The sequence below is a fragment of the Symbioplanes lichenis genome, assembly GCF_030709675.1.
GTDB classification, from domain to species: Bacteria; Actinomycetota; Actinomycetes; order Mycobacteriales; family Micromonosporaceae; genus Actinoplanes; species Actinoplanes lichenis.
The window spans coordinates 717,412-742,427 of sequence record NZ_JAUZQD010000001.1; the positions used below are offsets into that span (position 1 = coordinate 717,412).

Genomic DNA, 25,016 nt, shown 5'->3' on the forward strand with positions numbered 1-25,016 from the left:
GAGGGGTGCTTGGACCGGGCCCGCCTTGGGCACACCGGGGCAACTCATTCCCGAGGGACGAAGGTCAGACGAATGAGCACCTGGCGAAGACCCGGCGCCCGGGCCGGCCGCGCGTCGGGCCCGCCAGCCGGGCTCCGGCCCCGCGGGGCCTCGGGCCTGCGGCTTTCCGGGCGGCCGGCCCCCGGCCGGTGGACTTCCGGGCGGCCGGCCCCGGGCCGGCGGACTTCCGGGCGGCCGGCCCCGGGCCGGCGGACTTCCGGGCGCGATCGATCCCGGGCTCACGGATCACTGGACGCGGCCGACTCCGGGCTCGAAAGCCTCCAGGAGCGGCCGATCCCGCGCTCGCGCACTTCCGGGCTTGCACGGTTTCGGGCAAAAAGCTGCGCGCCGCCACGGTCGGTGGAGGCGCGCTGGTGTTCTGCTGTTCCGAGGGGTGGAAGGTGAGCGCCGCGCGGTGGTCAGGCGGCGCCCGGGGGAGCTCAGGTGAGGGCGGGCTCGCTCAGCAGCCGCAGATCGTCGGAGTCGGCGGACGCCGCCTCGAGACGATCGTTCTCCGCCCGGAGGCGGGTGACCTCGAACTCCAGAGCCTGCACCCTGGAACGCAGTCGGGTGACCTCGTCGAGCAGGCGCCGATCGGGCGCCGCACCTACGTGGCCGTAGAGGGCCTTCGCCATGACTTCTCCTTGTGAGACGCTGCGTCTCTTTGTCTTGAGCGCTGCCGTGTCAATCCGGCCAAACGCGCGCACAGTGGCTTAGCACTTCCGAGCCCACGGACACGCGTAGGCACAGAGATCTGCCCTCAAGACAGTGCACGAGATGCAGATTTACCCGCGCTCACGAGACATGAACGCAGATGGGCGCGACTGGCGACACTTCTATGGTGCGCCCATGTCCAGGCCTCGTCAAGCCGTGGCCCCCGCGCCGGCCCCCGCACTCCAGTGAATCTCGCCACCCTGGCACGGAACCCCCGGTTGGATCAAGGGGTTTACGCCTTCCGGGGTGGCTCGGCCTGGGCACACGCCGTGCGCCAGCCCTCCGTCACGGCCTGGAGCAGCTGGTCGAAGGCCGCGTCCATGGCGGCGAGGAGCGGGGCCAGCCGGTCGTCGCCGGCGAGCCGGTCGAGGAGCACCTGCTGGCGGTCGAGGTAGCGGTCGCAGTCGAGGAGGAGCTCGAGGTGCTTCGGGTCGGGCATGCCCTCAGAGGTACCGCAAGTCCCGGCCGGAACCGCGCCCCGCGGGCCCGAACGGCCCGAGCGTCGGCGGATGCCCTACGAAGGGTGGAACCCGGCCGATGGAGGCGGGCCTGAAGCCTGGCTTAGGTCTTCCTTTCGCCGATTGGCCGGTGAACGTCCGGCTGCTTACCGTGACGACGATCGGCTCGCCGATCCCCCTGGAGGATGCCGGGCGCCAGTGGCGGGGTGCCCGGCATCCCCGCGGCCCGCCCGCCGCGGGCCGTCGGACAGGGACGCCGCCCGGGCAAGGGCCGGAACGGGTGAAATCCCCCGCCCGCAAATCGGTATAAATACCCTTTAACGGAGCATAAACCTCCGGCTTCCCGTAACTTTTCGCCGCTGCTTCGTTGCAGCCATCGTGATATCGCCCCCGACGTTCCCGCGGTGCTGAGCGGCATGCGCATCTGTCTGCTCACCGGGGGCGGCTACCCGTTCCGCCGGGACGCCCTCGCCGGCTGGTGCCGGACCCTCGTCGACGGTCTCGCCGGCCACCGCTTCGACCTCGTGACGGTGTCCGACCGCGAGCCGCTCGGCGGGCCCGCCTATCCGCTGCCCCCGCACGTCGCGTCGGCCGGCTGCGTCGTCCTGCCCCGGGACACGCCGAAGAGCCACCGGGACGAGAACGCCGTCGCGGCCGCCGTGCTGCTGTGCCGGGGCCTGGCCGAGCGGCGTGACGAGGACTTCGCCCGGGGCCTGGCCGCCCTGGCCAGTCTGGCCGAGAAGGCGCCGCCGCTGCACTCGGTGCCGCTGGCCGACGTGCTGCTCGACGCGTGGAAGGCCGGGCGGGCCACCGAGGACGGTGAGCGGCTGCCCAAGCTGAGCGTGCGGGACGCCCGGACCGCGGTGACCCTGCTCCGGCACGCCGCGCGGGCACTGGCCGTACCGGTGCCGGAGACCGACCTGATCCACTGCGTGGGCGGTACGACGCCTCTGCTCGCCGCCCTCGCCGCGCGGTGGCGCACCGGCACGCCGCTGCTGCTCACCGAGGCCCGGGCGCCCGTGAGCCGGCCCCGGTCCAGTGAGGAGCGGCTCTCCCCCGCCGTGCAGACGGTGCTGCGGCGCTTCCGGCGGGCCGTCGCGCGTACGGGCTATGCCGAGGCCGGACTGATCGCGCCGCTCAGCGAGTTCCACCACGCGTGGGCGCTGCGGCACGGCGCCGAGCCCGGGCGGCTGGTGCCCGTGCCCGCCGGCGTCGACCCGCGCGACTTCCCGAGCGCGCCGGAGGCCCGTACGGTCCCCTCGATCGTCTGGGCCGGCAACGGCGCGCCGGACAGCGGGCTGCCCAAGCTGCTGGACGCCTTCGCCCGGATCTCCACCGCCGTCCCGGGCACCGTGCTGCACCTGGTCGGCGTCGGCTCGACGCACGAGGACCACGCCGCCGAGCTGATCGACCGCACAGGACTCGGGCGCGCCGTCCGGATGCACCCGATCCCGGCCGACCCGCGCGCCCGGTACGCCACGGGTCACCTGGTCGTCCACCTGCCCGGGCCGGCCGACCCCCCGTACCGGCTGATCGAAGCCATGATGTCCGGTCGCGCGGTCGTGGGAGTCGACGTCGGACCGGTCGCCGAGACGCTGGGCGATGCCGGGGTGGTCGTACCGGAGGACGATCCGGAAACGCTCGCCGGCGCCTGCGTCTCCCTGCTGAAGGCCCCCGCCCGCCGGCGGGCCCTGGGCGACGCGGCCCGGCGCCGGGCGCTCGCCTACTTCACCACCGACCGGGTCGTGCGTGCGTACGGCGCGCTCTACACCGACCTGGCGACCGCGCCCCCCGCGCCCACCTACGAGCTGCCGCTGGCTGTTCCCGCCCCGCGCGAGACCGAGCCGGCGACCCTGCGATGGCTGGCCCAGGAAACCCTGACACCCGGAGGATCCCCGTGAGGACCCTTTTCCCCCCGTACGCCCACCCGTCGCCCGGCCTCGCCCTCGACGGCGACACGTGGCTCATCCAGGACCGGCCGGGCCGCCGCCGGAACCGGCACCAGCGCCTCGGCCGCGTCGACCTGGACTGGGGCGGGCGATCGCTTGCCGACGTCCTCGCCGACGTGGACGCGTGGCGGGAGGAAGGCGCCGAGGGCCTGTTCCTGGACCGGGCGCCGGCCGGCTCGGGCGGCGTCGGCCCGGTGGCCCTGACCGTGCGCCTGGCGGCCCGCCGCGGCCTGCACCGGATCGTGCTCAACCCGGGCGTGCCCACCCATCCGCTCTACCGGGACCTGGGCGTGAAGATCTGCACCTTCGACGGGCCGTGGTCGGCCTATCAGGGCTGGGCGGGCGACGGCGTACGCCCGGGCGACGGACACCTCGTGCACGGCGTCCCGGTCGAGCTGCTCACGGCCGCCCGCCGCCTGATGGGCCGCCGGGGCGCGGGCTTCGGGCTGGCCACCGACGCCAGCCCCTATGTCACCGCAGCGACTTCCGGGGCCGTGGCTGGCACCGCGGACAGCTGTACGACGACCGGTTCATGAACTGCTCGCGGCGCATCGCCGTGCCACAGCGGTGGCACGGCAGCCCCTCCCGCCCGTACGCGTCGAGGGACCGGTCGAAGTAGCCGGACTCCCCGTTGACGTTGACATAGAGCGCGTCGAAGCTCGTCCCGCCCGCCTTGATCGCCTCGCCCAGGATGTCGCGGACGTGCCCGAGCAGCCGCCGCACGACCGGCTTGCTCAGCGCGTCCGTCGGGCGGGCGCCGTGCAGCTGGACCCGCCACAGTGCCTCGTCGGCATAGATGTTGCCGACGCCCGAGATCAGCGTCTGGTCCAGCAGCGCGCGCTTGACCTCGGTGTGCTTGGCCCGCATCCGCTCGACGAACAGGTCGTCGTCGAAGAGCGGATCCATCGGGTCGCGGGCGATGTGCGCGATCTCGTCCGGCAGCTCGGCGCCACCCTCCGACACGGACAGCCCGCCGAACGTGCGCTGGTCGACGAAGCGCAGCTCCGGCCCGTCGTCGGCGAAGGCGAACCGGACCCGCAGGTGCTTCTCGTCCGGCGCCTCCGGCGGCTGCATGAGCAGCTGGCCGCTCATGCCGAGGTGCGCGATGACGGCGTCGCCCGAGTCGAGCGGCAGCCAGAGATATTTGCCCCGGCGCCGGGTGCCGGTGATCGTGCGTCCGGCGAGGACGGCGGCGAAGTGGGCGTCGCCGGGCAGGTGGCGGCGGATCGCCCGGGGGTGGTGCACCTCCACGGCCGCGACGCGACGGCCGGTGACCCACTTGTCCAGACCCATGCGGACGGTCTCGACCTCGGGAAGCTCAGGCATGTGCTCCTGCTCAGATCGTGTAGGGCCAGACTGCTACCAGATAGGCGCCGTACCAGAGGCCGAAGAGGGCCCACGCGCTGATCGCCAGGATCGCCACGCGGGGACGCGCCCGGGCCGCGGCGGCCACGGCCGGCAGCAGCGTCAAGAGTACGGGCAGCAGCAGCCGCGGCTTGGAGTGGTAATAGCCGGCCTGGCCGTAGACGAGCACCATCGCCACGACCCCGTAGACGCCCAGCGGCAGCCACGGCCGGCCCGCCAGCGCCACTCCCGCCGCCACCAGCGCCGCGAGCAGGATCAAAGCCACGCTCATCGGCACCCAGCCGTCGGCCACGGTCAGCGTGTCGGCCAGGAACGTCACCGTGCTGCGGCCGAGGTCGGTGGACGTACCCCAGCCGGCGGTCTGGATCTTGAACCACGCGTCCCACTCGCCGACCCGCCAGCCGACCCAGCCCAGATAGGCCGGGACGCCCGCAAGCGCGACCCCCGCCGCCAGCAGCGGAGGCGCCTTCCGCTCACCGGCGCGGACCGCCAGGTAGGCGGCGACGGCCAGGGCGACCGCGGCGGCGGCACCGGTCGGGCGGGTCAGCGCACAGCCGAGACCGAGCAGGCCGGCGGCCCACCACACCTTGCGGTGCGCGGCCACCAGCATGCCCGCCAGCAGGGCGAGGAAGAGACTTTCCGTGTACGCCATGGAGAGCACGACGGACATCGGAGCCCCGCAGCAGATGCCGACCAGTGCCCAGCCGGCCCGGCGACTTTTGAACAGGCTCGTGCCCAGCAGGTGCAGGGCGACGGCAGCCCCGGCCGACGCGAGCCAGCTGACGGCGAGCGCCGAGCTGCCCGGGTTGAAGCCCAGCGCGGACAGGATCCGGATGAGCGTCGGGTAGAGCGGGAAGAAGGCCAGCTCATTGCCTTCCATGGCGCCCGTCGGTCCGTACGTGTAGCCGTCCGGATAGCCCTGCGCCGCCCGCAGGAACCAGCCGCCGTCCCAGATGAGCAGGTTGGCGCGCAGTCCCGTGGGCTCGGCCGTCGCCCGGTCGAGCCCGACGAGCAGGAGCAGCTGGACCACCCGGGTCAGCGCGAGGATGCCGACGGCGACGCCGGCTCCCCGCCAGCGGCCGGCGAGCTCCCAGAGACGGTCGGACGTGGTGGCCGTGGGGGCGTCGGCCGCCGTGGTGCTCACCCCTCGGCTGCGCTTTCGGCTTTGTCGTCCTTGTTCGCGGTGTCGTGAACCGATCCGTTCGGGGAGTCGGCGTGGCCGCCACCGGCCACCGCGGGGGGCGGGGTCTCCGACTCGGCCCGCTCGGTGAGGGTGCGCCAGGCGGCCGCGGCGGCGCGCTGCTCGGCCTGCTTCTTGCTGCGGCCGTCGGAGCCGCCGTAGCGCTCGCCCGCGACGATCACCCAGGCGGTGAAGGTCTTGGCGTGGTCGGGCCCGGCGTCGTCGATCACGTAATCGGGCACGCCCAGGCCGAGCGCGGCCGTCAGCTCCTGCAGGCTGGTCTTCCAGTCGAGGGCGGCCCCGCGCCCGGCCGACTCCGCCATCAGCGGGTCGAACAGCCGGTGGATCACCTCGCCGGCCAGGTCCAGGCCGTGCTCGAGATAGATCGCCCCGAGCAGCGCCTCCAGGGTGTCGGCCAGGATGCTCGCCTTGTCCCGGCCGCCGGTCGTCTCCTCGCCCTTGCCCAGCAGCAGGTGCGGGCCCAGCCCCTGCGGTCCGAGGGTCCGGGCGACGTCGGCGAGGGCGTGCATGTTCACGACGCTCGCGCGCAGCTTCGCCAGCTGGCCCTCGGGCAGATCAGGGTGGTTGTGGAAGAGCGCCGACGTGATGACCACGCCGAGCACCGAGTCGCCCAGGAACTCCAGGCGCTCGTTGGTGGGCAGGCCACCGTTCTCGTACGCGTACGAGCGGTGGGTGAGGGCGCGCTCGAGCAGGCCGGGCTCGAGGGGGACGCCGAACGCCTCCTCGAGCGGCTCGGTCGAGGGGCGTACCCGCCGCTTGTCGTTACTGCTCATGCACCACCTCTTGCACTTGTGCTTCTCCTTCGGTCCTGTCGACGGTCTCGATGTCTTTCGCGCCGCCGGTCGTGTCGCCGGCCGTTTCGCCGGGCGTTTCGCCGGGCATGTCGCCGGGCGTTTTACCGGGCTTGCGATCGGCGTCGTCCGGGCTCGCGGCCTTCGCGGGTGCTTCCGACGCTTCCTCGCGGACCAGGCTCGCGACCTTCTCGACCGTGCCGATGCGGTGGAGGGTCGCGGCGAGGGCGATGCCCGCGGCCATGTCCCGCCCGCTCGCGGCGCCGTGGCACACGACGACGAGCCCGCCGACGCCGAGCAGCACGGCGGCTCGGGGCGGGGGCTTGCGGGGCGGATCGGAGGGCGGGGGGCCGAGCGTCGCGTACGCGGTCTCGAGCCCCTTGAGCAGCACATTGCCGGCGAATCCGTCGGTCACCACGACGTCGGCGACCGCGCCGGTGACCACGTCGTTGCCCTCGACCAGCCCGGTGTAGCGGGCGCCGGCGGGCAGCTCGATCTCCTCGAAGAGCTCGGGGGCGGCCCGGCGCAGCCGATCGCCCTTGCCGGGCTCGGTGCCGATGGTGAGCAGGCCCACGCGCGGGGCGGCGATGCCGTGCACGGCCTGCGCATAGGCGGCGCCCAGCCGGGCGTGGGTCGCGAGGGTGTGCTCGTCGGGATCGACGGAGGAGCCGACGTCCAGCAGCACGATCCGGCCGGCAGCGCTGGGCAGCACCGCGGCGAGCGGGGGACGGCGGACGCCGATCAGGCGGCCGAGCGTGATGGCGGCCGAGGTGACCACGGCGCCGGTGTCGCCGGCGGAGACGACGGCGTCGGCGAGACCGGCCGCGACGGCGTTCACGGCCGCGCGGACCCCGGGCTCGGCGAACTGCCGGGCGCGGCCGACCGCGGGGGCGTGCGCCGAGCGTCCGGCGGCGTGTCCGTCGAGGTCGTCCGGGGCGGGCGCCACCGGCTGGACGCGCACGCGGGCGTGCTGCTCCGGCGGCAGGGCAGCGAGAACCAGCTCGGCGGCCTCGGGCGGGCCGACGAGCAACAACTGAAGGGCGGGGTCGGCCTGAGCGGCGCGCAGAGCGCCGTCAACCACGACGGCGGGAGCTTGGTCCCCGCCGAGGAGGTCGACGGCGATCCGCGCGGTGCCCGGGGCCCGGACGGTGCCGGCCTGGTGGCCGCCCTCCGCCGGGTCCGGGGCACCGGACGATCGCCGCGGCCCGGGCTCGACCCGCCCGCTGATCGGGCGCGTCACTCCGCGAGGCTCAGACCTCGACGACCTGACGGCCGTTGTAGGTGCCGCAGACCCCGCACGCGGTGTGCGGCAGGTGCGGCGACTTGCACTGGGGGCACTCCACGGTCTGCACCGCGGTCGCCTTCCAGTTCGCCCGGCGGGACCGGGTGTTGCTGCGCGACATCTTGCGCTTGGGGACGGCCACGGTACCTACTCCTCAGAATGACGCTGGTCGAGCGGCGAAGCCGCCTCAGCTGACAGGTTGCGCAAAGCGGCCCACCTGGGGTCGACGTCCTCGTGACTGTGGTCGGCCGGGAGGTCGTCGAAGTGCACCCCGCAGTCGGGGCACAACCCTGGGCAGTCCGGCCGGCAGACCGGGTTGGTCGGCAGTGTCAGCACCACCGCGTCCCGCACCGCCGGCTCCAGGTCGATCAGGTCGCCCTGCATCCGGCCCACCTCGTCCTCGTCCGTCGTCTCCTCCGTGGTGCTCTCCGCATAGGCGTAGAGCTCCGCGATCGGGACGTCGAACGACTGCGCGATCTCGTTGAGGCAGCGCCCGCACTCACCCTGGAGTGAGCCGCGGACCCTGCCGCTGACGTAAACACCCTCGGACACCGACGTGAGGCTCAGATCGAGCTCGACGTCGGAGCCCTCGGGCACCGAGATCAACTCCAGGCCGAGGTCCGCCGGTGCCGGGATGACCCGCTTCAGGGCACGCGTCGCCCCAGGCTGGCGCGGGAGCTTCGTCGTGTCGACGACCAGCGGCATCCTGGGATCGAGGTGGTTCTGCGAAATCTTGGGCATCGTGAACTCTCAGCCATGGGTAGGCCGACAGGAAAGGTTACCTGAGCAGCGGGGGTGACGTCGAATCGCCCCGGATGGCGGGCCGCACCCGGAGCGAGGGACCAAGACTACCGCGTCCCGCACCGGACAAATCACCCGTTCCGGCGCGGCGAGGTCAGCGCCACACCCCGGCCGGCACGGCCGTGCGAGAGGCGGGCCGGCGCCGCTCAGAAGGGCAGCGGGCGCTCGTTCTCCTCGCCCTGGAAGGTGCCGATCTCGCGCAGCGCGTGCATCTTGTCCCGGCCACGCTCTATCGACGCCAGCGCCCGGGTGAGGAACTGCTCGAAGTTGGCCAGCGCGGTGTCGACGTAGTCGTCGACCTCCTCGCGCAGCCGCTGCGCCTCGGACCGCGCCTCGGCGATGATCCGGGCACCCTCGTGCTCGGCCGAGACGGTGATCTCGTTGACCGACACCAGCCGGGCGTGCTCGGTCTCGCCCTCGCTGACGATCCGGTCGGCCTCGCGCTTGCCGGCGTCGATGATCTTGTCCCGCTCCTCCAGCAGCGCGACCGCCCGGCGCAGGTCACCGGGCAGCTCCGAGCGCAGCTCGTCCAGGAGCGCGACCATCTCGGCCCGGTCGAACATGAAGTTGGTCCGGGACATCGGGACCGCCCTCGCCTGCTCCACCAAGGAGATGATCTCGTCGATGCGGTCGAGCGGATCCACGGCGCCTCACTCCTGTCAGCTGCCACTCACGGTGAGTGGTCCGATCACGGTAATGCCGAACCGGGCAACCGGACGGCGAAGGCCACGCCGTCAGTTTTGCCGCAGTCTCGTCACGAGCCGCTCCCGGACGAAGTCGGGCACGTAGGACGACGCGTCGCCGCCCCACTTGACGACGTCCTTCACCAGGCTGGACGAGAGGAACGAATAAAGCGGGTTCGTCGGCATGAACAGCGTCTCCACGCCGGAGAGCCCGATGTTCATCTGCGCCATCTGCAATTCGTAGTCGAAGTCGCTCACCGCGCGCAGACCCTTGATCACCACGGCCGCCCCTTGGGCCCGGCAGAAGTCCACCAGCAGGCCATGGAAGGACTCGACCCGCACGTTCGGGTACGGGGCCGAGGCCTCGCGGAGCATCTCGATGCGCTCCTCGATGGTGAACAGGCCGGTCTTGGAGTGGTTGATCAGGACGCCGACGATGACCTCGTCGAAGAGCCGGCTCGCGCGCCCGACGATGTCGAGGTGCCCGTTGGTGACCGGATCGAAGGAACCGGGACAGACCGCACGTCTCATGATCGGCGACCGTACCAAAGAGTGGTCTCGCCGTACTTCCGGCTGCGGTCGGCTGTGAGACCGTCCACCCAGCTCAATGGCTCACCCTTGACCGACGTGCGGGACGATCGCTCGAAGGTCACCACCGCGTCGTCCGCCAGCCACCCGTGGGCCACGAGGCTCAGCTGCACCTCCTCGACCTCGTCGTCGCCGACCGCGTACGGCGGATCGGCGAAGACGACGTCGTAGGGCCCGCCCTCCGGGGGCGCCGCGAGCAGCGTGAGCACCTTGCCGGTGACCAGGCGTGCGGCGTTGCCGGCGCGGAGCGCGACGATGTTGTCCCGGATGGCCCGGGCCGCCTTGGCGTCGGACTCGACGAGCAGCGCATGAGCCGCCCCGCGGGACAGGGCCTCGAGCCCGATCGCCCCGGAGCCGGCATAGAGATCGGCGACCCGGGCACCGTCGAGATCGGTCATGGTGCCGAGGGCGCTGAAGTAGGCCTCCCGCACCCGGTCCGATGTGGGCCGGGTCTGCGCACCGGGCGGAGCGGCCAGCCGGCGGCCGCCGTGCGTCCCGGCGATGATGCGCGTCATCGCGCCGTGGTGAGTTGTTCGGACAGCACGCTGCGACGCTACTTCACCACCCCCGGCGCCTCACCGGAGAGTGAACTTTTCCCTCCTCTTCGTGCCCCGAAAACCACGTTGAGCAGCAGCACACAAGCGTTCCGTCCAACGAAGATCTCAAATACATAACAGTCAGCTCGGAGCCAGCTTCGGGGTTCAACGGATCGGCCCGGCTCGCTATGGTCCCTGTGCCGCCGACGAAACGCTGTCGGTACGACGATGCGGGGAGGTATCGTCGCCGGCCCGCGCTGACAGCCCCCCTGTCGCGCGCCGGCATGCCGCCGACCCCGCGCCGTTCCCCTCGGTCCTCACCACAGGAGAAGGCGTGATCCTCCGCAATTCCCCCCTGCGCCGCACGGCTTCCATCGCCGCCGGCACCCTGCTCGGCCTGACGGGCGTGGCGTTCCTCGCCGGCCCCGCGAGCGCCCACCACACGACCCTCAAGCCCTCCGACGCGTGCGTGAACGAGGACGGCACCTGGCAGGTCACCTGGACCGCCTTCAACAGCCAGAACAACCTCGAGGCCAAGCTCACCGACGTCAAGCTGACCGAGGGCAGCACCATCACCGGCATCCTCAAGGACGCCGTCGAGCCCAAGGCGCCGGGCTCGCTCGAGGGCGTCCAGCAGCTGCCGGCCTCCGCCCAGAAGGCCGAGCTGGCGATCACCGCGTTCTGGGACTACCAGGACCGCGAGGACGTCACCAAGGGCGACAGCGGCTCGGAGACCAAGCCGACCGAGAAGTGCGCGCCGGAGGAGGGCGCCCCGGTGCCGTCGGCGTCCGCCTCGGAGCCGGCCCCGGAGTCCCCGGCCCCGTCGGCTTCCACCCCGACCAAGCCGGCGCCGTCCCAGCCCGCCACCCCGACCACCAGCCCGTCGGCGTCGACCCCGGCCAGCTCCGAGCCGTCGGCGCCCGCCGAGGAGCCGGAGTTCGTCTACGAGGCCGACTGTGACTCGGTCACGCTGGGCATCACGGTGCCGAAGGACTGGCCCAAGGCCGTCAAGGTGACGTTCGAGACCAGCACCGGGGTCACCAAGACCATCACCGGCAAGGTCGGCGAAACGACCAAGGTGGAGCTCCCGGCCACCGACGGCATGGAGATCACCGCCACGCCCGAGGGCTACGAGGACGAGGCCGCCACCATCACGTACGAGCAGCCCGAGGACTGTGACACCGCCGGCTCCGGCGGTGGCGACAGCGACGAGCCGACCCTGCCCCTCACGGGTGCGGCCGCCGGCAGCATCGCGGTCGGCGCGGTCGTCCTGCTCGGCGCGGGCATCGCGCTCTTCGTCGTGGCGCGTCGCCGCAAGGTGAAGTTCACCGCCTGACACACCACCTGAGACGCGCGCCGGCTCGTTTGCGCCGGCGCGCTTTTCGTTGCCCGGCGCGCTTCGTTGCCCTGCGCGCTTTTCGTTGCCCGGCGCGCTTCGTTGCCCTGCGCGCTTTTCTTCGCCCCGCTCGCTTTTCGTCGCCCTGCTCGAGGGAAGCGGCGCGATTCTTCGATTCCACCCGAGCGTGAGGCAGGTGGACGCCGCTTGCCGCTTTCGCCGCGGGTCGGGGCGTCAGGCTGGTGGGCGTCGCCGCCGCTTTGCTGCGGCTCAGGGCGGGCGGTTGGACTCAGGGCGTCAGGTTGGTGGGCGCCGTGAACGTGCCGTCCGGGCCGGGTTGCCAGTCGTGGACGGCGGCGACTGCGGCCACCGGGATCGGCGCGTAGAGGTGCGGGAACTGCGTGCCCGAGGGATCCGGCGGGTCGCCGTCCTCCCAGACCGGAGGGACCGGCAACAGTTCCTCCCGTAGAACCAGCAGCACCAGGTCGGTGCGGCCCCGGGCCAGCAGGTTGGCGGGAACGGCCACCTGCTCCGGGGTGGACAGGTGGATGAAGCCCTGACTCTCCAGGGACTCCGCGCGGTAGGTGCCCGTCTCGGCGGCCCGTTCCCAGTCGGCCCGCGGGCAGAAGTGCAGGATCAACCCTTCTCCAAGTATTCGGCTCGGTCCTCGTCGACCAGCGCCGCGACCGAGGCCGCCAGCGCCGGGTAACGGGTCAGGTCGGGATCGTCGCCCACCAGCTCGGCCGCCTCGGCCCGGGCGTCGCGGATGAGGTTGCTGTCCCGCAACAGCGAGAGCAGCCGCAGGTGGCTGTGCTTGCCGGACTGCGAGGCCCCGAGCACGTCGCCCTCGCGGCGCTGTTCGAGATCCAGCTCGGCCAGTTTGAAGCCGTCGGTCGTCGACGCCACGGCCGCCAGTCGCTCGCGGGCCGGCGTACCCTCGGGGGCCTCGGAGACCAGGAGGCACACACCCGGCGCCGAGCCGCGGCCGACGCGACCGCGCAGCTGGTGCAGCTGGGAGACGCCGAAGCGGTCGGCGTCCATAATGATCATGACGGTGGAGTTGGGGACGTCCACGCCGACCTCGATCACGGTGGTGGCGACCAGCACGTCCAGCTCGGCCGCGGCGAAGCGGCGCATCACGGCGTCCTTCTCCTCCGCGGGCAGCCGGCCGTGCAGCACCCCGATCCGCAGCCCGTGCAGCGGACCCTCCTCGAGGATCGGCGCCACCTCCAGCACGGCGAGCGGCGGCCGCCGGGACGGCTCGTCGTCCTTCGGCGGCTCCCCGTCGTCCTCGGCCCCGTCGGCGTCACCGATGCGCGGGCAGACCACGTACGCCTGGTGGCCCTTCTTCACCTCTTCCTTCACCCGCTCCCACGCCCGGGCCAGGAAGTCCGGCCGCTCGGGCGGGACGACATGCGACGCGATCGGCGACCGGCCGCGCGGCAACTGGGAGAGCGTCGAGGTCTCGAGATCTCCGTACACGGTCATCGCGACCGTCCGCGGGATCGGCGTGGCGGTCATCACGAGTACGTGCGGCGGGGTGGCCGCCTTGGCCCGCAACGCGTCCCGCTGCTCGACACCGAACCGGTGCTGCTCGTCCACGACCACCAGGCCGAGATCGTGGAAGTCGACCCCCTCGTACAGCAGGGCGTGCGTCCCCACGACGATCCCGGCGGTGCCGTCGGCCACCTTGGCCAGCGCGGCGCGGCGGCCCTTCGCCCCGAGCGAACCCGTGACCAGCGTCACCTGGGTCCCGCGCGGGTCACCGTCGAGCTCCCCGGCCCGTCCGAGCGCGCCGAGCTGGGCACTGATGCTGCGCTGGTGCTGCGTGGCAAGGACCTCCGTCGGCGCCAGCAACGCCGCCTGGCCGCCGGCGTCGACCACTTGCAACATCGCGCGTACGGCCACCAGGGTCTTGCCCGAACCGACCTCCCCCTGCAGCAGGCGATGCATGGGGTGCGCCGCGCCGAGATCGGCGGCGATCTCCTCCCCGACCCGCGCCTGCCCCTCGGTGAGCTCGTAGGGCAGCGCGGCATCGAACGCCGCCAGGATCCCGTCCGGTCTCCGCGGCCGCGCCCGCCCCGGATCCGCCGCCGCCCGCGCCCGCCGCTGGGCGAGCGTCACCTGCACGGCGAACGCCTCGTCCCACTTGAGCCGGTGCTTCGCCCGGTAGAGATCCTCCTGGGAAGTCGGCCGGTGGATCTCGTGCAGCGCCTTGCCGATGCCGATGAGGTTCCGGTTGGCGCGCACCGTTCCGGGCAACGGATCGTCCGGCGCCCGGAACGTGTCGAGCACCGTCCGTACGCACTTCGCGATCGTCCACGTCGGCACGGCGGCCGCCGCCGGATAGACCGGGATCAGCGCCCCGGCGAACTCCTCGATCTCCTCGGCCGCCTCGTCCTGCGTCGCGTCGGCCCGCAACAGCTGGTAGGCGGGGCCGTTGAGCTGCCGCTTGCCCCGGAAATCGGTCACCTTCCCGGCGAAGAGACCCCAGCGGCCGGTCGTCAGCTCCCGCTCCCGCCACGCCTGGTTGAAGAACGTGCACGTCAGCGTCGCCCCGGACCCGTCGCCGATGGTGATCTCGAGCATGGTGCCGCGGCGCTGGCGCATCGGGCGTACGGTCCGGTTCTTGACCTGGGCCAGGATGGTGACCTGCTCGCCGATCTGCAGCTCGCGCAGGTCGGTGTGCTCGCCGCGCTCGTCGTAGCGGCGGGGGAAGTGATAGATCAGGTCGCCCGCGGTGTGCAGGTCGAGGTGGTCGGCGAGGGCCTTCGCGGTGCGGTCGCCGAGCACCTTGCGGAGCGGGGTGTCGACGGTGGTCGGGGTGGCGCCCTGGTCCGCGGCCGTCGCCTTTCCGGCTGTCGTCGTCTTGCCGGCCGTTGGCGTCTTGCCGGCTGTTCGCGTCTTCTCGGCTGTTGGCGTCTTTCCCGCGGCCGGCGTTTTCTTGGTGGCCCGGGTTTTTTCGCCCGGTTGTGCTTTTTCGGCGGCCGGCGGTTCTTCGGGGGCCCGGGCGATGTCTGCGGACTCGGCGATGTCTGCGGACTGGGCTTTGTCGGCGGCTCGTCCTTTCCCGGTCGCTTGTCCGGCCGTCGCGGTGGCCATGGTCGCGTCTGTCATCTCACTCCAGCCGTCGGTCATTCCACGCCCGCCAGCAGGTGATAGCGGGGCTGACCACCCGCATAACACTGCACTTCCACGAAGGGCCACGCCTCGGCGACATGCGCCCGCAACGCCGGCTCGAGGCTCGCGGGCGCGTCGGCCCCGAGCACGAGCGTCACGAGCTCGCCGCCGCCTCCGAGCATCCGGTCGAGCAGCCGGCGACACACCTCCTCGAGACCGCCGCCGATGAGATTCACCTCACTGTCCACCAGCCCGATCAGGTCACCCGGCCGGCACCGGCCCGCCACGGTCAACGCCTCCCGCGCGGCCGTCGTCACCTCGCCGTAGCGGCACGCCCCGGCGGCCTCGGCCATCGCGATGACGTCGTCGTCGAAGCGGCGCTGCTCATCGCGTACGGCCAGGGCAGCCAGCGCCTGCACCGGCGACCGCGTGGGTACGACACTGACCCGCACCTCCCCGGGTCCGCCCCCGTCCCGAGGACCGCTCGTCGCCTCCCGCGCGGCGGCCGTCGCGACCGCGTGCGTGTTGGCGTCGTTGGGCAGCAGCACCACACGATTCGCCCCGGTGGCCGCGATGGCCGTCAGCATCTCGGCGATGGACGGGTTCCGCTCGACGACGACCGCGCCCTCCGCCCGGAACAGCCGGGCCAGCCCCTCCCCCGCCGCGACCACAACCGCACCCCGGCCCGGGCGCTCCTCGCGCTGATGCGCCGACAACGGCATCACCGAGATCCGGTGCGGCCGACCGGCCCGGATCCCGGCCTCGATCGCCGCCCCGATGTCATCGACATGCACATGAACGTTCCAGGTCGGCGGCTCCCCGTCGCCCGTCCCGACGATCACCAGCGAGTTCCCGAGCCCGTCGAGCACGATCCGCAACGTGGCGACGGCGTCGGGCTCGGCGTCGAGCAGATATTGCACCTCGTAGCCGGGGGTGGCGTGCTCGTCTCTGTCGCGTTCGGGGTGGGCGCGCTCGTCGTCTCCGGGGTGGGCGTGCTCATCGTCCGCTGGGGCGCTGGGCGTCGGGGCGCCGATGGTGTGCGATTCGCCGGCCGGTGTGTGTGGCTCGTCGCCTTGCCCGCGCGACTCCTCGCCGGCCTCCACGCGCGACTCCTCGCCGCCCTGCCCGCGCGACTCCTCGCCGGCCTGCGCGCACGGCTTCTCGTTGGCCTGCCCGCACAGCTTCTCGTCGGCCTGCGCATGCGGCGTGCTGTCCGGTTTCTCGGCTTTGTCGGGGCCCGAGCCGGCGCTGAGAGCCTCGACGAGCGCTTCGAGGAGAACCACGAGCCCCCGGCCACCGGCGTCGACCACTCCGGCCCGCGCCAGCACGGGAAGCTGCTGCGGAGTCCGGGCCAGCGCCTCCGCCGCCGACTTCGCCGCGGCGCGCGCGACGGTCAGCAGGTCGTCCGACTTGATCCGGCTGGCCCCCTCGGCCGCGGCCGCCACCACGGAGAGCACGGTGCCCTCGACCGGCCGGGCCACCGCCGCGTAGGCCGCCTCACTCGCCTTCCGCAGCGCCCGCGCCAGCTCCGCGCCGCGCACCGAAGCCTTCTCCGCGAACGCGTCCGCCATCCCGCGCAGAATCTGCGACACGATGACGCCGGAATTCCCCCGGGCCCCGAGCAGCGCACCCCGAGCCATGCGCCGCATCACCCGCCCCAGGGCCGCGCCCCGCACCCCGGCCTCGCGACCGGCCACGATCTCACCGCTGATCACGCCGTCGGCCCCGGCCGCTCCGGCCCCTATCGCACCGCTGCTCACCCGATCGGCGCCGGCCCCTCCAGCCCCGGCCCTGGCCACACCACTGCTCGCCTGATCGGCGTGGACCGTCCCAGCCTCGACGGCGCCATCCGCTTCAGTCTCGGCAGTGCCGCTTTCCCCGTCCGCGACCGTCGAGCTGTGCGCGTCGACCGGGCCGATGGGACTTGCCGAGCGGTTCGCGCTGCCCAGGCCGTCGGAGCTTGCCGAGCGGTTCGCGCTGCCCGGGCCGTCAGAGCTTGCCGAGCGGTTCGCGCTCTCCCAGCCGTCGAGGCTCGCCGTGCTGCTCGTGCCGGCCGAGCCGTCGATGTCGGCTGCGCCCACCACACCGTCCCGGTCTGCGCCGGTGTTCGTGTCGGTGTCGGTATCCGTGTCCGTGTCGGCGGCCTCGAGGGCTTCCTGGGCGGAAGTCAGGGTGAGGACGAGGTTGGTGCCGGTGTCGCCGTCGGGGACCGGATAAACGTTGAGCTCGTCGATCTCGCGCTGGTGGGCCCGGAGCGCGGCCAGCCCAGCACCGCACCAGCGGCGCACCGCGGCGGCATCCAGGGTCTCCAGCACGCGAAAAGCCTACTAACGCCCACCGACATTTGCCGGGTGCCGCCGGGCCCGCCCGGGGCGATTGGCTGTCGGGGCGGGGCATCGGGTAACCTGGCTGGGTTGCCCGGTCGCAGTGTGTCCGGGGCACCCTCAGTTCGCAGCCGGCCGTCGTGTTCCGTTGGCCGGCGTATCAATCCTTGGAGTACCCCGTGGCTAGCGTGTGCGACGTCTGTGGCAAGGGACCGGGCTTCGGCCACAACGTGTCCCACTCGCACCGGCGGACCAACCGCCGCTGGAACCCGAACATCCAGTCGGTGCGCACCCCGGCCGGTGGCGGCAACACCAAGAAGCTCAAGGTCTGCACCTCGTGCATCAAGGCCGGCAAGGTCGTCCGCGCCTGACGGTCGCCGCTCGCGTCACCTCCCCGTGACGCCAGCCCGACCGCACGCCTGACACCAGTCCGGCGGAGCGTCGCCCGCGAGCGACGGTCCCCGGTGCCGGTCCGGCCAAGACACCACCGTAGCCGCCGGGTCCCCGTGACCCGGCGGCTACGTGTGTTGCCGGCCACTCGACGGCTATGTGTGTTGCCGGCTGCCCGACGGCGCCACGTCCGCCGAGCACACCGCCGCAAGCCGGCGCGCTGCCCCACACCGGCGCGCCGCCCCACGCCAGCCGCGCCGCACTACGCCAGCACACCGCCCCACGCCAGCCGCGCCGCACTACGCCAGCACACCGCCCCACGCCAGCCGCGCCGCACTACGCCAGCACGCCGCTCGGCGCCGAGCGGGGGCCGCAAGCCGAGCTCTTCGCCACACGCTGAGCATCCCGCAGCACGCCAGCGCGCCGTCGCCACGGCAGCACGCCCCCGCACGCCGAACACGCTGCCGCGCGTCGAGGGCACCACCCACGCCGAGCGTGGTGCGGCCCGTCCCGACCTCGGCTTCGGCCCGCCCACCGCGCCGACAGCCCGGCAGATGGCGGGTCCGGCACTACTTACTGCGCTGCGGCTCGATGCGCCGCCGACCCCAGCGCTTCGGCGTCGCCGGACGGGGGCTGGTCAGAGGCGCTTGGCGTAGGAGAGTACGCCTTCCTCACCCTGGTAGTAGCCAAAGTCCTCGATGCGCTCGTAGCCGCACTTCTCGTACAGGGCGATGGCCTCGGGCTGTTTGTCGCCCGTCTCGAGGATCACCCGCTCATAGCCGCGCCGGCGGGCCGAGTCCTCGATGGCGGCGAGGACCTGGCGGGCCACGCCTCGGCCGCGGGCGGCTTCGATGGTGAACATGCGCTTGAGCTCGGCGTCCTTGCCGTGGGTACGCCAGCCGGCGCAGCCGAGCAGCCGGCCCGACTCGTCGCTGGCCACGAGGAAGGCGCCCGTCGGGGACGTGAAGTCGGCCGGGTCGACGGGGGTGTCGTCGCCGCTGCCGCCGTACCTCTTGCTGAGCTCGGCCATCGCGAGGGTGACGAGGGCCTGGGCCGCGGGCTCGTCGTAGCGGGCCTCGCGGATGTTGATCTTCTCCACGTCCACCCACGCTAGCCGACCGGGCGATCCGCCCGCGCCCACCCGTGAGCACCCCCACGAATCGGCCGCCGGGAGAAAACGCAGAAGAGGCCGAGAAGGGGGAAGGGGCTAAGAAGGCGAAAGAGGCCGAGAAGACAGATGAGGCGCGGGACGGAGACGGAAGAGCGGAACAGGAACCCGATCAGCGGAAGTGATCCCAGCCCAGCCCACCCTGCCAAGGCTTCCCGTCGACGGTCACCCCGGTCCCGTCATGGACGCTGCCGACGGCCCGCCACCCCTCGGGCAGCGCCGTCCCCGCCGGGAACGTCGCGGCCAGCGCGTGGTCGTCGCCCCCGGCGAGCAGCCACACATAGGGGTCGACGCCGAGCGCGGACGCGGCGTCCCGCATCTGGGTCGGCACGGCGAACGCCTCCCGGTGCAGGTCGATGCCCACGACGCTGGCCGTGGCGACGTGGCCCAGATCTTGGAGGAGGCCGTCGGACACGTCGATGAGGGACGTCGCGCCCAGGTCGGCGGCTTCGGGGCCGGCGGCGTAGGGGACCTCCGGTCGCCGGTACGCCTCGACGAGCAGCTTGGGCGTACGGAACCCGCGCGAGAGCACCGTGTAACCAGCCGCCGCATAGCCCGTACGCCCGGCCAGTGCGACCAGGTCTCCCGGCTGCGCGCCGGACCGGAGCACCGGCGCGCGCCCCCCGAGGTCGCCGAGCGCGGTGACGGCGATCGTCAGCGTGGGGCTGGCGGACATGTCGCCGCCGACGACGCTCGCGCCCACCCGGGCGGCCTCGTCCGACAGGCCGTCGGCGAGCTCCTCCGCCCAGGCCACGTCGAGGTCCGGCGGGACGCACAGGGCGACGAGCAGCGCGGTCGGGCGGGCGCCCATGGCGGCGATGTCGGCGAGGTTGGCGGCGGCGGCGCGGTGGCCGACGTCGGCGGCGCCGCACCAGTCGCGCCGGAAGTGGCGGCCCTCGACCAGCACGTCGGTGGAGGCGACGACCCGGGAGTCGGGCGCCGCGACCAGGGCGGCGTCGTCGCCGGGGCCGAGCAGGACCGCCGGGCCGCCGCCGAGGCGGTTGACGACCCGCGTGATCAGGCCGAACTCGCCGGCTTCAGCGATGCTCACGTGATGATCATTCCTTTCCGGGCGAACCGGGCCAGCGATGCGCGCCGCAAGGATGGCGTTCCGTACTGTAGTTTCACGTTCGAGTCTCCGGCGCCGGAGGGTCCCGGCGCCGCCGGGGAAGGCACCGCGCCGGAGGGTCGCCGTCGCTGCGGATAGGAGTCAGTCGTGGTCCAGGCATACATCCTCATCCAGACGGAGGTCGGAAAGGCCCGTGACGTGGCCGCGGCGATCGACAAAATTCAGGGCGTCGTGCGCGTGGACGCGGTCACCGGCCCGTACGACGTCGTGGTCCTGGCCGAGGGGCACACGGTCGACGAGCTCGGCCGGATGATTGTGAGCAAAATCCAGTACGTGCCGGGCATCACGAGGACCGTCACCTGCTCCGTGGTAAACCTCTGATCCATGACCGAGGAGAAGGACCGGACGGCCCGCAGCGCGGCTCTCTGGGCGACGGTGGTCGCCGTGCCCGTGGCGGTGCTCGTCGCGTTCTTCGCGGTGTCCGCCTTCACGCCGGACGACAAGGAGCCGGCCGCCCAGCCGTCGGCCACCCAGCCGTCCGTCCTGCCCAGCACCCCGGTGCCGATGGCGGCGCCCGCGCTCTCGGCGCGGCAGAAGGAGGTCTGCCTCGCGGTGACCTCCCAGCTGCCGAACCAGCTGCGTGACCTGGGCAGCCGCCAGGTCAGTGCCGGCCCCGAGCAGAACGCCGCCTACGGGGAGCCGCCCGTCACCGTCGCCTGCGGGGTCACCCAGCCGGTCACCTGTGTGTCGATGACGGACACCCGGGGCTGCGTCCCCATGGACACCGAGCTCATGAACATGGACCAGGTCTGCTGGTTCGCCGATCAGCAGAGCGCCGCGACCGTCTTCACCACCATGGACCGCGAGGTTGCCGTCCAGGTCACGGTGCCCAAGGTGTACGAGCAGCCGGCCCAGTGGGCCAACGAGTTCTCCACCCCGATCGTCGAGACCGTCAAGTCCCGCACCAGCGGCGTCCCCTACGGCTGCGTCTGATCGGCCGTGAAGGTCTGGGGCAGCACCCCGTCGTCCCACAACCGGTCGAGGTGCTCCAGGAAGCCGACCAGGCTCCCCTCCAGTTCACGCCGCTCGGCGACGGAGAGCCCGGCCAGCGGGTCGGAGAAGATCAGGCCCGCCGGGTGCTTGGCCCGGGTGCCGACGAAGCGGTGGCACGCGGTGCACCACACGTACGAGACCAGGGTGGGCCGCTTGGCGTTCTCCGGCGCCGTCACATAGGCGCGGACCGCCTGCTTGCCGCACGCCGGGCACTCCCGCTCGCCCGGGGCCAGGAAGAAGCTCTCCCCCTGAGCCAGCGCCTCGACCTGAGCCCCCGTGAAACTGCCCCACTCAGCGGTCACGCGGCGTCCAGCGCCTTGGTGAGGTCGGCCAGCAGGTCGGCCTCGTCCTCGATCCCGCACGAGAGCCGGACGAACCCGGGCGGCGTGTCGTCGCCCCACTGCGCCCGGCGGTCGGCCGTGGTGTGCAGGCCGCCGAAGGACGTGGCCGCGAACACGAGCTCCGACGCACCCAGGAACGCGGCGACCCGCTCGGCGCTGCCCAGGTCGAACGACACGATGCCGGGGACGCGGCGCATCTGGGCGCGCGCGATCTCGTACGAGGGATCGGTCTCCAGCCCCGGCCACCGCACCCCGGTCACGTCGTCGCGACCGGCCAGCAGCGCCGTCACGGCGGCCGCGTTGGCGGTCTGCCGGGCGAGCCGCAGGTCGAGCGTGGCCAGCGACCGGTGGGCCAGCCAGCAGTCGAACGCCCCCGGCACGCCGCCCGTCTGCGCCCGCCACGTCGTGACCCCGGTGAGCAGCTCCTCGTCCCGCGCGGCGACATAGCCCAGCAGCACGTCGGAGTGCCCGGTCAGCGCCTTGGTGCCGGACGCCACCACGAGGTCGGCGCCCAGGTCCAGCGGCCGCTGCCCGAGCGGCGTCGCGGTCGTGTTGTCCACGGCGACAAGCGCACCGGCGGCGTGGGCGGCGGCCGACACGGCGGCCAGGTCGCACACGTCCAGGCCCGGGTTGGCCGGGGTCTCCAGCAGCACCAGCCGTACGCCGTCGAAGCTCGGACAGGGCCCGGCGGTGGGCACGAGAACGGTGCTGACGCCCAGGTCCCGCAGTGTCCCCTCGGCGAACGCCCGCACGGTGAAGTAGCCGTCCGCGGGCAGCGCCACGGTGTCGCCCGATTTCAGCACCGACAGCAACAGCGCCGTGATCGCGGCCTGCCCGGTGGCGAAGGCCCGCACGGCCCCGCCCTCCAGCTCGCCGATCGCCGACTCCAGCGCGCGTCGCGTCGGGTTGTCGGGGCGGCCGTAGCCGTTCTCGGTGGGCCCGGTCACCGGGTCCAGGTGATAGGGCGCCGCGAACACCGGCCCCGGCAGGAACGGCTCGCCCGGCACCGGCTCGGGCAGCCCCGCGTGCACGACCAGCGTGCCATCGCCCTTGTCACTCACTCCGGCTTCATCTCCCGGCCCATCAGCAGTTTCACGGCGACGCGCGGGTCCACACCCTCGTGGCACACGCGCTCGACCTGTTCGGTGATCGGCATCTCGACGCCGTGCGCCCGGGCGAGGTCCCGGATCGCGAGGCAGCTCTTGACGCCCTCGGCGGTCTGCTTGGTGGCCCGCTGCGCTTCCTCGAGGGACTCGCCGCGGCCCAGGTGCTCGCCGAACGTGTGGTTACGGGACAACGGCGACGAGCAGGTGGCGACCAGGTCGCCGAGCCCGGCCAGCCCGGCGAAGGTCATCGGGTCGGCGCCCAGGGCCACGCCCAGCCGGGTGGTCTCGGCCAGGCCGCGGGTGATGAGCGACGCCTTGGTGTTGTCGCCCAGGCCCATCGCGGAGGCCATGCCGTAGGCCAGCGCGATGACGTTCTTGACCGCGCCGCCGATCTCGCAGCCGATGACGTCGTCGCTGGTGTAGGGCCGGATGTAGGGCAGCGCGATGCTCTGCTGCACGGCCTGGGCCCGGCCCGGGTCGGTGCCGGCGACCACCGTGGCGGCGGGCTGCTCGGCGGCGATCTCGGGCGCCAGGTTGGGGCCGGACACGACGACCACGCGGTCCGGGTCGACGCCCGCCGTCTCCACGATGACCTGGCTCATCCGCTTGGTGGTGCCGAGCTCGATGCCCTTCATGAGCGAGATGAGCGTCGCGTCGCCGGGCAGGTGCGGCGCCCAGTCGGCGAGGTTGCCGCGCAGGGTCTGCGACGGCACGGCCAGGAAGACGAACTCCGCGCCCGCCACGGCCTCGCCGAGGTCGCTGGTGGCCGTGACGCGGGTGGGCAGCTTCACCCCCGGCAGCGAGACCTCGTTGACGTGCCGCTCACGGATGCCCGCGGCGACCGGCTCGCGGCGGGCCCACATGGTGACGTCGGAGCCGGCCTCGGCCAGGATCTTCGCGAACGCCGTGCCCCAGGCCCCGGCGCCCAGCATCGCCGCGCGCGTCATGCCGGCAGCTCCGTCGAACCGCCGGCGGACTCGCCACCGGACCGGCGGGCGGGCCTGTTCCACAGCTCGCCGCCGGGCACGGGCTCGGCGCGCAGCTCGGCGAGCAGGTCGCGGGTGGCGAACTGCAGGGCCTCGGTCATCTGCTCGAGCACGGCGCGGGTCGGCGCCTCGCCCTCCCAGCGGCTCAGGTCGACCGGCTTGCCCGCGACGACGCTGACCGGCACGCGCGGCTTGAAGGAGATCTTGCCGGTGCGCACGTCGTGGATCCGCTGCGAGCCCCACTGGGCCATCGGCACCACCGGGGCGCCGGTCGCCAGCGCCAGCCGGGCGGCGCCGGTCTTGCCGCGCATCGGCCACAGGTCGGGGTCACGGGTCGTCGTGCCCTCCGGATAGATGACGACGACGCCGCCCTCGCGCAGGGCCTGGATCGAGGAGTCGAGCGACTTGGCGGCCTCGACGCTGCCCCGCACGACCGGGATCTGGAACGTCTTGTCGAGCAGGAAGCCGACCACCGGGATCTTCCAGATGCTCGCCTTGGCCAGGAACCGCGGCCAGCGGCCGGACGCGTAAAGGTAGTGCGCCACCACGAGCGGGTCGAACTGCGACACGTGGTTGGGCGTGACGATGAAGCCGCCGCCCGCCGGCATGTTCTCCATGCCGCTCCAGCGGGGCTTCGTCCAGACCCGCATCGTGGGGACGACCAGGCACACCGCCAGCCGCCGCCAGAACCCGAGTTTGCGCTGCGCCACCGTGCCTCCTCGTCTGCCACACCCGGTCGAAATCATGCCTGCCCGCGCCCGGGTGAGCCAGGGCGGGTCCGGCGCCGGACGAACCGGGAGCGCCGGTGGCAGGATGGTGATCGTGTCAGGAGCGGACTGGACGGCGGTCGTACCCGTCAAGCGCCTCACCACGGCCAAGAGCAGACTACGCGGCGCGGTGGCCGAGACCCGTCACGAGGAGCTGGCGCTGGCCATGGTCCTGGACACCGTGACGGCCGTCACGGCCTGCGCCCAGGTCGGTGAGGTGCTCGTGGTGACCGCGGACCCGCGCGTCACCGCCGCCGTGCACGCCCTGGGTGCCCGGGTGGTGCCCGATCCCGGCGGCGACCTCAACGCCGCCATGCGCTTCGGGGCCGACGCCGTCGCCGGGCCGGGCCGGCGACGGGCGGTGCTCACCGGCGACCTGCCCGCGCTGCGGCCCGAGGAGCTGGGTGCGGCGCTGCTGGCCGCGGGCCCGGGGCGCTCCTTCCTGCCGGACGCCGCCGGCACCGGGACGGTGCTGCTGACGGCCGGGGCGGGCGCCGCGCTCGATCCCCGCTTCGGTCCCGGCTCCGCCCGCGCCCACGCCGCGTCGGGCGCCACGGAGCTCGGCGGGCCGTGGCCGGGGCTGCGCCAGGACGTCGACACCGCGGCCGATCTGCGGACCGTGCTGACCCTGGGGGCCGGCGCTCACACCTGCGCGCTGCTACGTGATCTCGGACTCGTCACGGAGTGCAGCGCTTCTCCGGTGAGCGCGGGCCCGTCCTTGTAGCGTCATGGCATGCAGGGGACGATTGCGACGTTCGATCCGCGGGACCACACCGGCACGTTGCTGCTGGACGACGGCACGGAGCTGACGTTCGGGGCCGAGGCCTTCCGGGCCTCCGGGCTGCGCCTGCTCCGCCTCGGGCAGCGGGTCGCCGTGACCACCAGCGACGACACCACTGTGACCAAGGTCCAACTTCCCGGAATCTCATGAGCTTCGTTCATTTCCTGT

General features: G+C 72.9%; 28 protein-coding genes. 8 read left to right on the top strand and 20 right to left on the bottom strand.

Annotated features, from left to right (window positions below; all coding sequences use genetic code 11):
* Positions 1-479: 479 nt before the first annotated feature.
* Together RAN62_RS03240 and RAN62_RS03245 are read right to left on the bottom strand one after the other, a co-directional pair.
* A complete protein-coding gene (locus RAN62_RS03240; protein ID WP_305782900.1) occupies positions 480-674 on the bottom strand; it encodes a hypothetical protein in 195 nt (64 codons plus the stop codon).
* 311 nt (positions 675-985) lie between these two features.
* Positions 986-1,192: a hypothetical protein gene (locus RAN62_RS03245; RefSeq protein WP_305782901.1), complete on the bottom strand. Its 207-nt coding sequence runs from the start codon at positions 1,190-1,192 to the stop codon at positions 986-988.
* A gap of 423 nt (positions 1,193-1,615) precedes the next feature.
* On the opposite strand from RAN62_RS03245, the gene RAN62_RS03250 reads away from it, so the two are divergent.
* A complete protein-coding gene (locus RAN62_RS03250; RefSeq protein ID WP_305782902.1) occupies positions 1,616-3,112 on the top strand; it encodes a DUF3492 domain-containing protein in 1,497 nt (498 codons plus the stop codon).
* A complete protein-coding gene (locus RAN62_RS03255) occupies positions 3,109-3,696 on the top strand; it encodes a putative glycoside hydrolase (RefSeq protein WP_305782903.1) in 588 nt (195 codons plus the stop codon). Before RAN62_RS03250 ends, RAN62_RS03255 begins: the two co-directional genes overlap by 4 nt.
* On the opposite strand, the gene mutM is transcribed toward RAN62_RS03255, so the two are convergent.
* From mutM to rsmD, 9 genes are all read right to left on the bottom strand, one after another.
* Entirely contained in the window at positions 3,632-4,486 is an 855-nt protein-coding gene (mutM, locus tag RAN62_RS03260) for a bifunctional DNA-formamidopyrimidine glycosylase/DNA-(apurinic or apyrimidinic site) lyase (RefSeq protein WP_305782904.1), read from the bottom strand. The two genes, RAN62_RS03255 and mutM, sit on opposite strands and share 65 nt — an antisense overlap.
* Positions 4,487-4,496: 10 nt before the next feature.
* Positions 4,497-5,669, bottom strand: coding sequence for a putative hexosyltransferase (locus tag RAN62_RS03265; protein ID WP_305782905.1), 1,173 nt, complete (start codon positions 5,667-5,669; stop codon positions 4,497-4,499).
* On the bottom strand, positions 5,666-6,499 hold the full coding sequence (rnc, locus tag RAN62_RS03270) for a ribonuclease III (protein WP_305782906.1): 834 nt from the start codon (positions 6,497-6,499) through the stop codon (positions 5,666-5,668). Before rnc ends, RAN62_RS03265 begins: the two co-directional genes overlap by 4 nt.
* Positions 6,489-7,640 carry a phosphate acyltransferase PlsX gene (locus RAN62_RS03275; protein WP_305783060.1) on the bottom strand — a complete coding sequence of 384 codons (1,152 nt, stop codon included), beginning with the start codon at positions 7,638-7,640 and terminating at the stop codon, positions 6,489-6,491. Before RAN62_RS03275 ends, rnc begins: the two co-directional genes overlap by 11 nt.
* Before the next feature lie 127 nt (positions 7,641-7,767).
* Positions 7,768-7,941 carry a 50S ribosomal protein L32 gene (gene rpmF, locus RAN62_RS03280; RefSeq protein ID WP_067505321.1) on the bottom strand — a complete coding sequence of 58 codons (174 nt, stop codon included), beginning with the start codon at positions 7,939-7,941 and terminating at the stop codon, positions 7,768-7,770.
* Positions 7,942-7,946: 5 nt separating this feature from the next.
* Entirely contained in the window at positions 7,947-8,540 is a 594-nt protein-coding gene (locus RAN62_RS03285) for a YceD family protein (protein WP_305782907.1), read from the bottom strand.
* A 206-nt stretch (positions 8,541-8,746) separates the two neighbouring features.
* Positions 8,747-9,244 carry an ATP synthase subunit B family protein gene (locus tag RAN62_RS03290; RefSeq protein ID WP_305782908.1) on the bottom strand — a complete coding sequence of 166 codons (498 nt, stop codon included), beginning with the start codon at positions 9,242-9,244 and terminating at the stop codon, positions 8,747-8,749.
* A gap of 90 nt (positions 9,245-9,334) precedes the next feature.
* Positions 9,335-9,814 (bottom strand): pantetheine-phosphate adenylyltransferase, encoded by a 480-nt coding sequence (coaD, locus tag RAN62_RS03295; RefSeq protein ID WP_305782909.1) that lies wholly within the window; start codon positions 9,812-9,814, stop codon positions 9,335-9,337.
* Entirely contained in the window at positions 9,811-10,386 is a 576-nt protein-coding gene (gene rsmD / locus RAN62_RS03300; RefSeq protein WP_305782910.1) for a 16S rRNA (guanine(966)-N(2))-methyltransferase RsmD, read from the bottom strand. The genes coaD and rsmD overlap by 4 nt, the downstream gene beginning before the upstream one ends.
* A gap of 355 nt (positions 10,387-10,741) precedes the next feature.
* Between rsmD and RAN62_RS03305 the strand changes: the two genes are divergently transcribed.
* Complete coding sequence (locus tag RAN62_RS03305) at positions 10,742-11,743, top strand: LPXTG cell wall anchor domain-containing protein (RefSeq protein ID WP_305782911.1); 1,002 nt, start codon at positions 10,742-10,744, stop codon at positions 11,741-11,743.
* A 289-nt stretch (positions 11,744-12,032) separates the two neighbouring features.
* Here the strand turns inward: RAN62_RS03305 and RAN62_RS03310 are convergent, their stop codons facing one another.
* Genes RAN62_RS03310 through RAN62_RS03320 form a run of 3 tightly spaced genes read right to left on the bottom strand, consistent with a single transcriptional unit; the run spans position 12,033 to position 16,512 of the window.
* Positions 12,033-12,383: a DUF952 domain-containing protein gene (locus RAN62_RS03310; protein ID WP_305782912.1), complete on the bottom strand. Its 351-nt coding sequence runs from the start codon at positions 12,381-12,383 to the stop codon at positions 12,033-12,035.
* The gene (gene recG / locus RAN62_RS03315) at positions 12,380-14,860 is read right to left on the bottom strand and encodes an ATP-dependent DNA helicase RecG (RefSeq protein ID WP_305782913.1); all 2,481 of its coding nucleotides are present in this window, start codon (positions 14,858-14,860) and stop codon (positions 12,380-12,382) included. Before recG ends, RAN62_RS03310 begins: the two co-directional genes overlap by 4 nt.
* A gap of 17 nt (positions 14,861-14,877) precedes the next feature.
* Complete coding sequence (locus RAN62_RS03320) at positions 14,878-16,512, bottom strand: DAK2 domain-containing protein (RefSeq protein WP_438874462.1); 1,635 nt, start codon at positions 16,510-16,512, stop codon at positions 14,878-14,880.
* Positions 16,513-17,366: 854 nt separating this feature from the next.
* Between RAN62_RS03320 and rpmB the strand changes: the two genes are divergently transcribed.
* Positions 17,367-17,558 carry a 50S ribosomal protein L28 gene (gene rpmB, locus RAN62_RS03325; protein WP_023561910.1) on the top strand — a complete coding sequence of 64 codons (192 nt, stop codon included), beginning with the start codon at positions 17,367-17,369 and terminating at the stop codon, positions 17,556-17,558.
* Between the two features lie 656 nt (positions 17,559-18,214).
* On the opposite strand, the gene RAN62_RS03330 is transcribed toward rpmB, so the two are convergent.
* Together RAN62_RS03330 and RAN62_RS03335 are read right to left on the bottom strand one after the other, a co-directional pair.
* Positions 18,215-18,676 carry a GNAT family N-acetyltransferase gene (locus RAN62_RS03330; protein ID WP_305782914.1) on the bottom strand — a complete coding sequence of 154 codons (462 nt, stop codon included), beginning with the start codon at positions 18,674-18,676 and terminating at the stop codon, positions 18,215-18,217.
* A gap of 181 nt (positions 18,677-18,857) precedes the next feature.
* Positions 18,858-19,796, bottom strand: coding sequence for a thiamine-phosphate kinase (locus tag RAN62_RS03335; protein WP_305782915.1), 939 nt, complete (start codon positions 19,794-19,796; stop codon positions 18,858-18,860).
* A gap of 165 nt (positions 19,797-19,961) precedes the next feature.
* Here RAN62_RS03335 and RAN62_RS03340 point away from each other — a divergent pair, with 165 nt between their 5' ends.
* A complete protein-coding gene (locus RAN62_RS03340) occupies positions 19,962-20,195 on the top strand; it encodes an Lrp/AsnC ligand binding domain-containing protein (RefSeq protein WP_067505352.1) in 234 nt (77 codons plus the stop codon).
* A 3-nt stretch (positions 20,196-20,198) separates the two neighbouring features.
* Positions 20,199-20,807: a DUF3515 family protein gene (locus RAN62_RS03345; protein ID WP_305782916.1), complete on the top strand. Its 609-nt coding sequence runs from the start codon at positions 20,199-20,201 to the stop codon at positions 20,805-20,807.
* Here the strand turns inward: RAN62_RS03345 and RAN62_RS03350 are convergent.
* Genes RAN62_RS03350 through RAN62_RS03365 form a run of 4 tightly spaced genes read right to left on the bottom strand, consistent with a single transcriptional unit; the run spans position 20,792 to position 24,010 of the window.
* The gene (locus RAN62_RS03350) at positions 20,792-21,169 is read right to left on the bottom strand and encodes a hypothetical protein (protein WP_305782917.1); all 378 of its coding nucleotides are present in this window, start codon (positions 21,167-21,169) and stop codon (positions 20,792-20,794) included. The genes RAN62_RS03345 and RAN62_RS03350 overlap by 16 nt on opposite strands.
* Entirely contained in the window at positions 21,166-22,269 is a 1,104-nt protein-coding gene (locus tag RAN62_RS03355) for a cystathionine gamma-lyase (protein ID WP_305782918.1), read from the bottom strand. The genes RAN62_RS03350 and RAN62_RS03355 overlap by 4 nt, the downstream gene beginning before the upstream one ends.
* On the bottom strand, positions 22,266-23,261 hold the full coding sequence (locus RAN62_RS03360) for an NAD(P)H-dependent glycerol-3-phosphate dehydrogenase (RefSeq protein ID WP_305782919.1): 996 nt from the start codon (positions 23,259-23,261) through the stop codon (positions 22,266-22,268). Before RAN62_RS03360 ends, RAN62_RS03355 begins: the two co-directional genes overlap by 4 nt.
* Positions 23,258-24,010 (bottom strand): lysophospholipid acyltransferase family protein, encoded by a 753-nt coding sequence (locus tag RAN62_RS03365; RefSeq protein WP_305782920.1) that lies wholly within the window; start codon positions 24,008-24,010, stop codon positions 23,258-23,260. Before RAN62_RS03365 ends, RAN62_RS03360 begins: the two co-directional genes overlap by 4 nt.
* Before the next feature lie 112 nt (positions 24,011-24,122).
* On the opposite strand from RAN62_RS03365, the gene cofC reads away from it, so the two are divergent.
* Together cofC and RAN62_RS03375 are read left to right on the top strand one after the other, a co-directional pair.
* A complete protein-coding gene (gene cofC / locus RAN62_RS03370) occupies positions 24,123-24,791 on the top strand; it encodes a 2-phospho-L-lactate guanylyltransferase (RefSeq protein WP_305782921.1) in 669 nt (222 codons plus the stop codon).
* 9 nt (positions 24,792-24,800) lie between these two features.
* Entirely contained in the window at positions 24,801-24,998 is a 198-nt protein-coding gene (locus RAN62_RS03375) for a cold-shock protein (RefSeq protein ID WP_305782922.1), read from the top strand.
* Positions 24,999-25,016 lie beyond the last annotated feature (18 nt).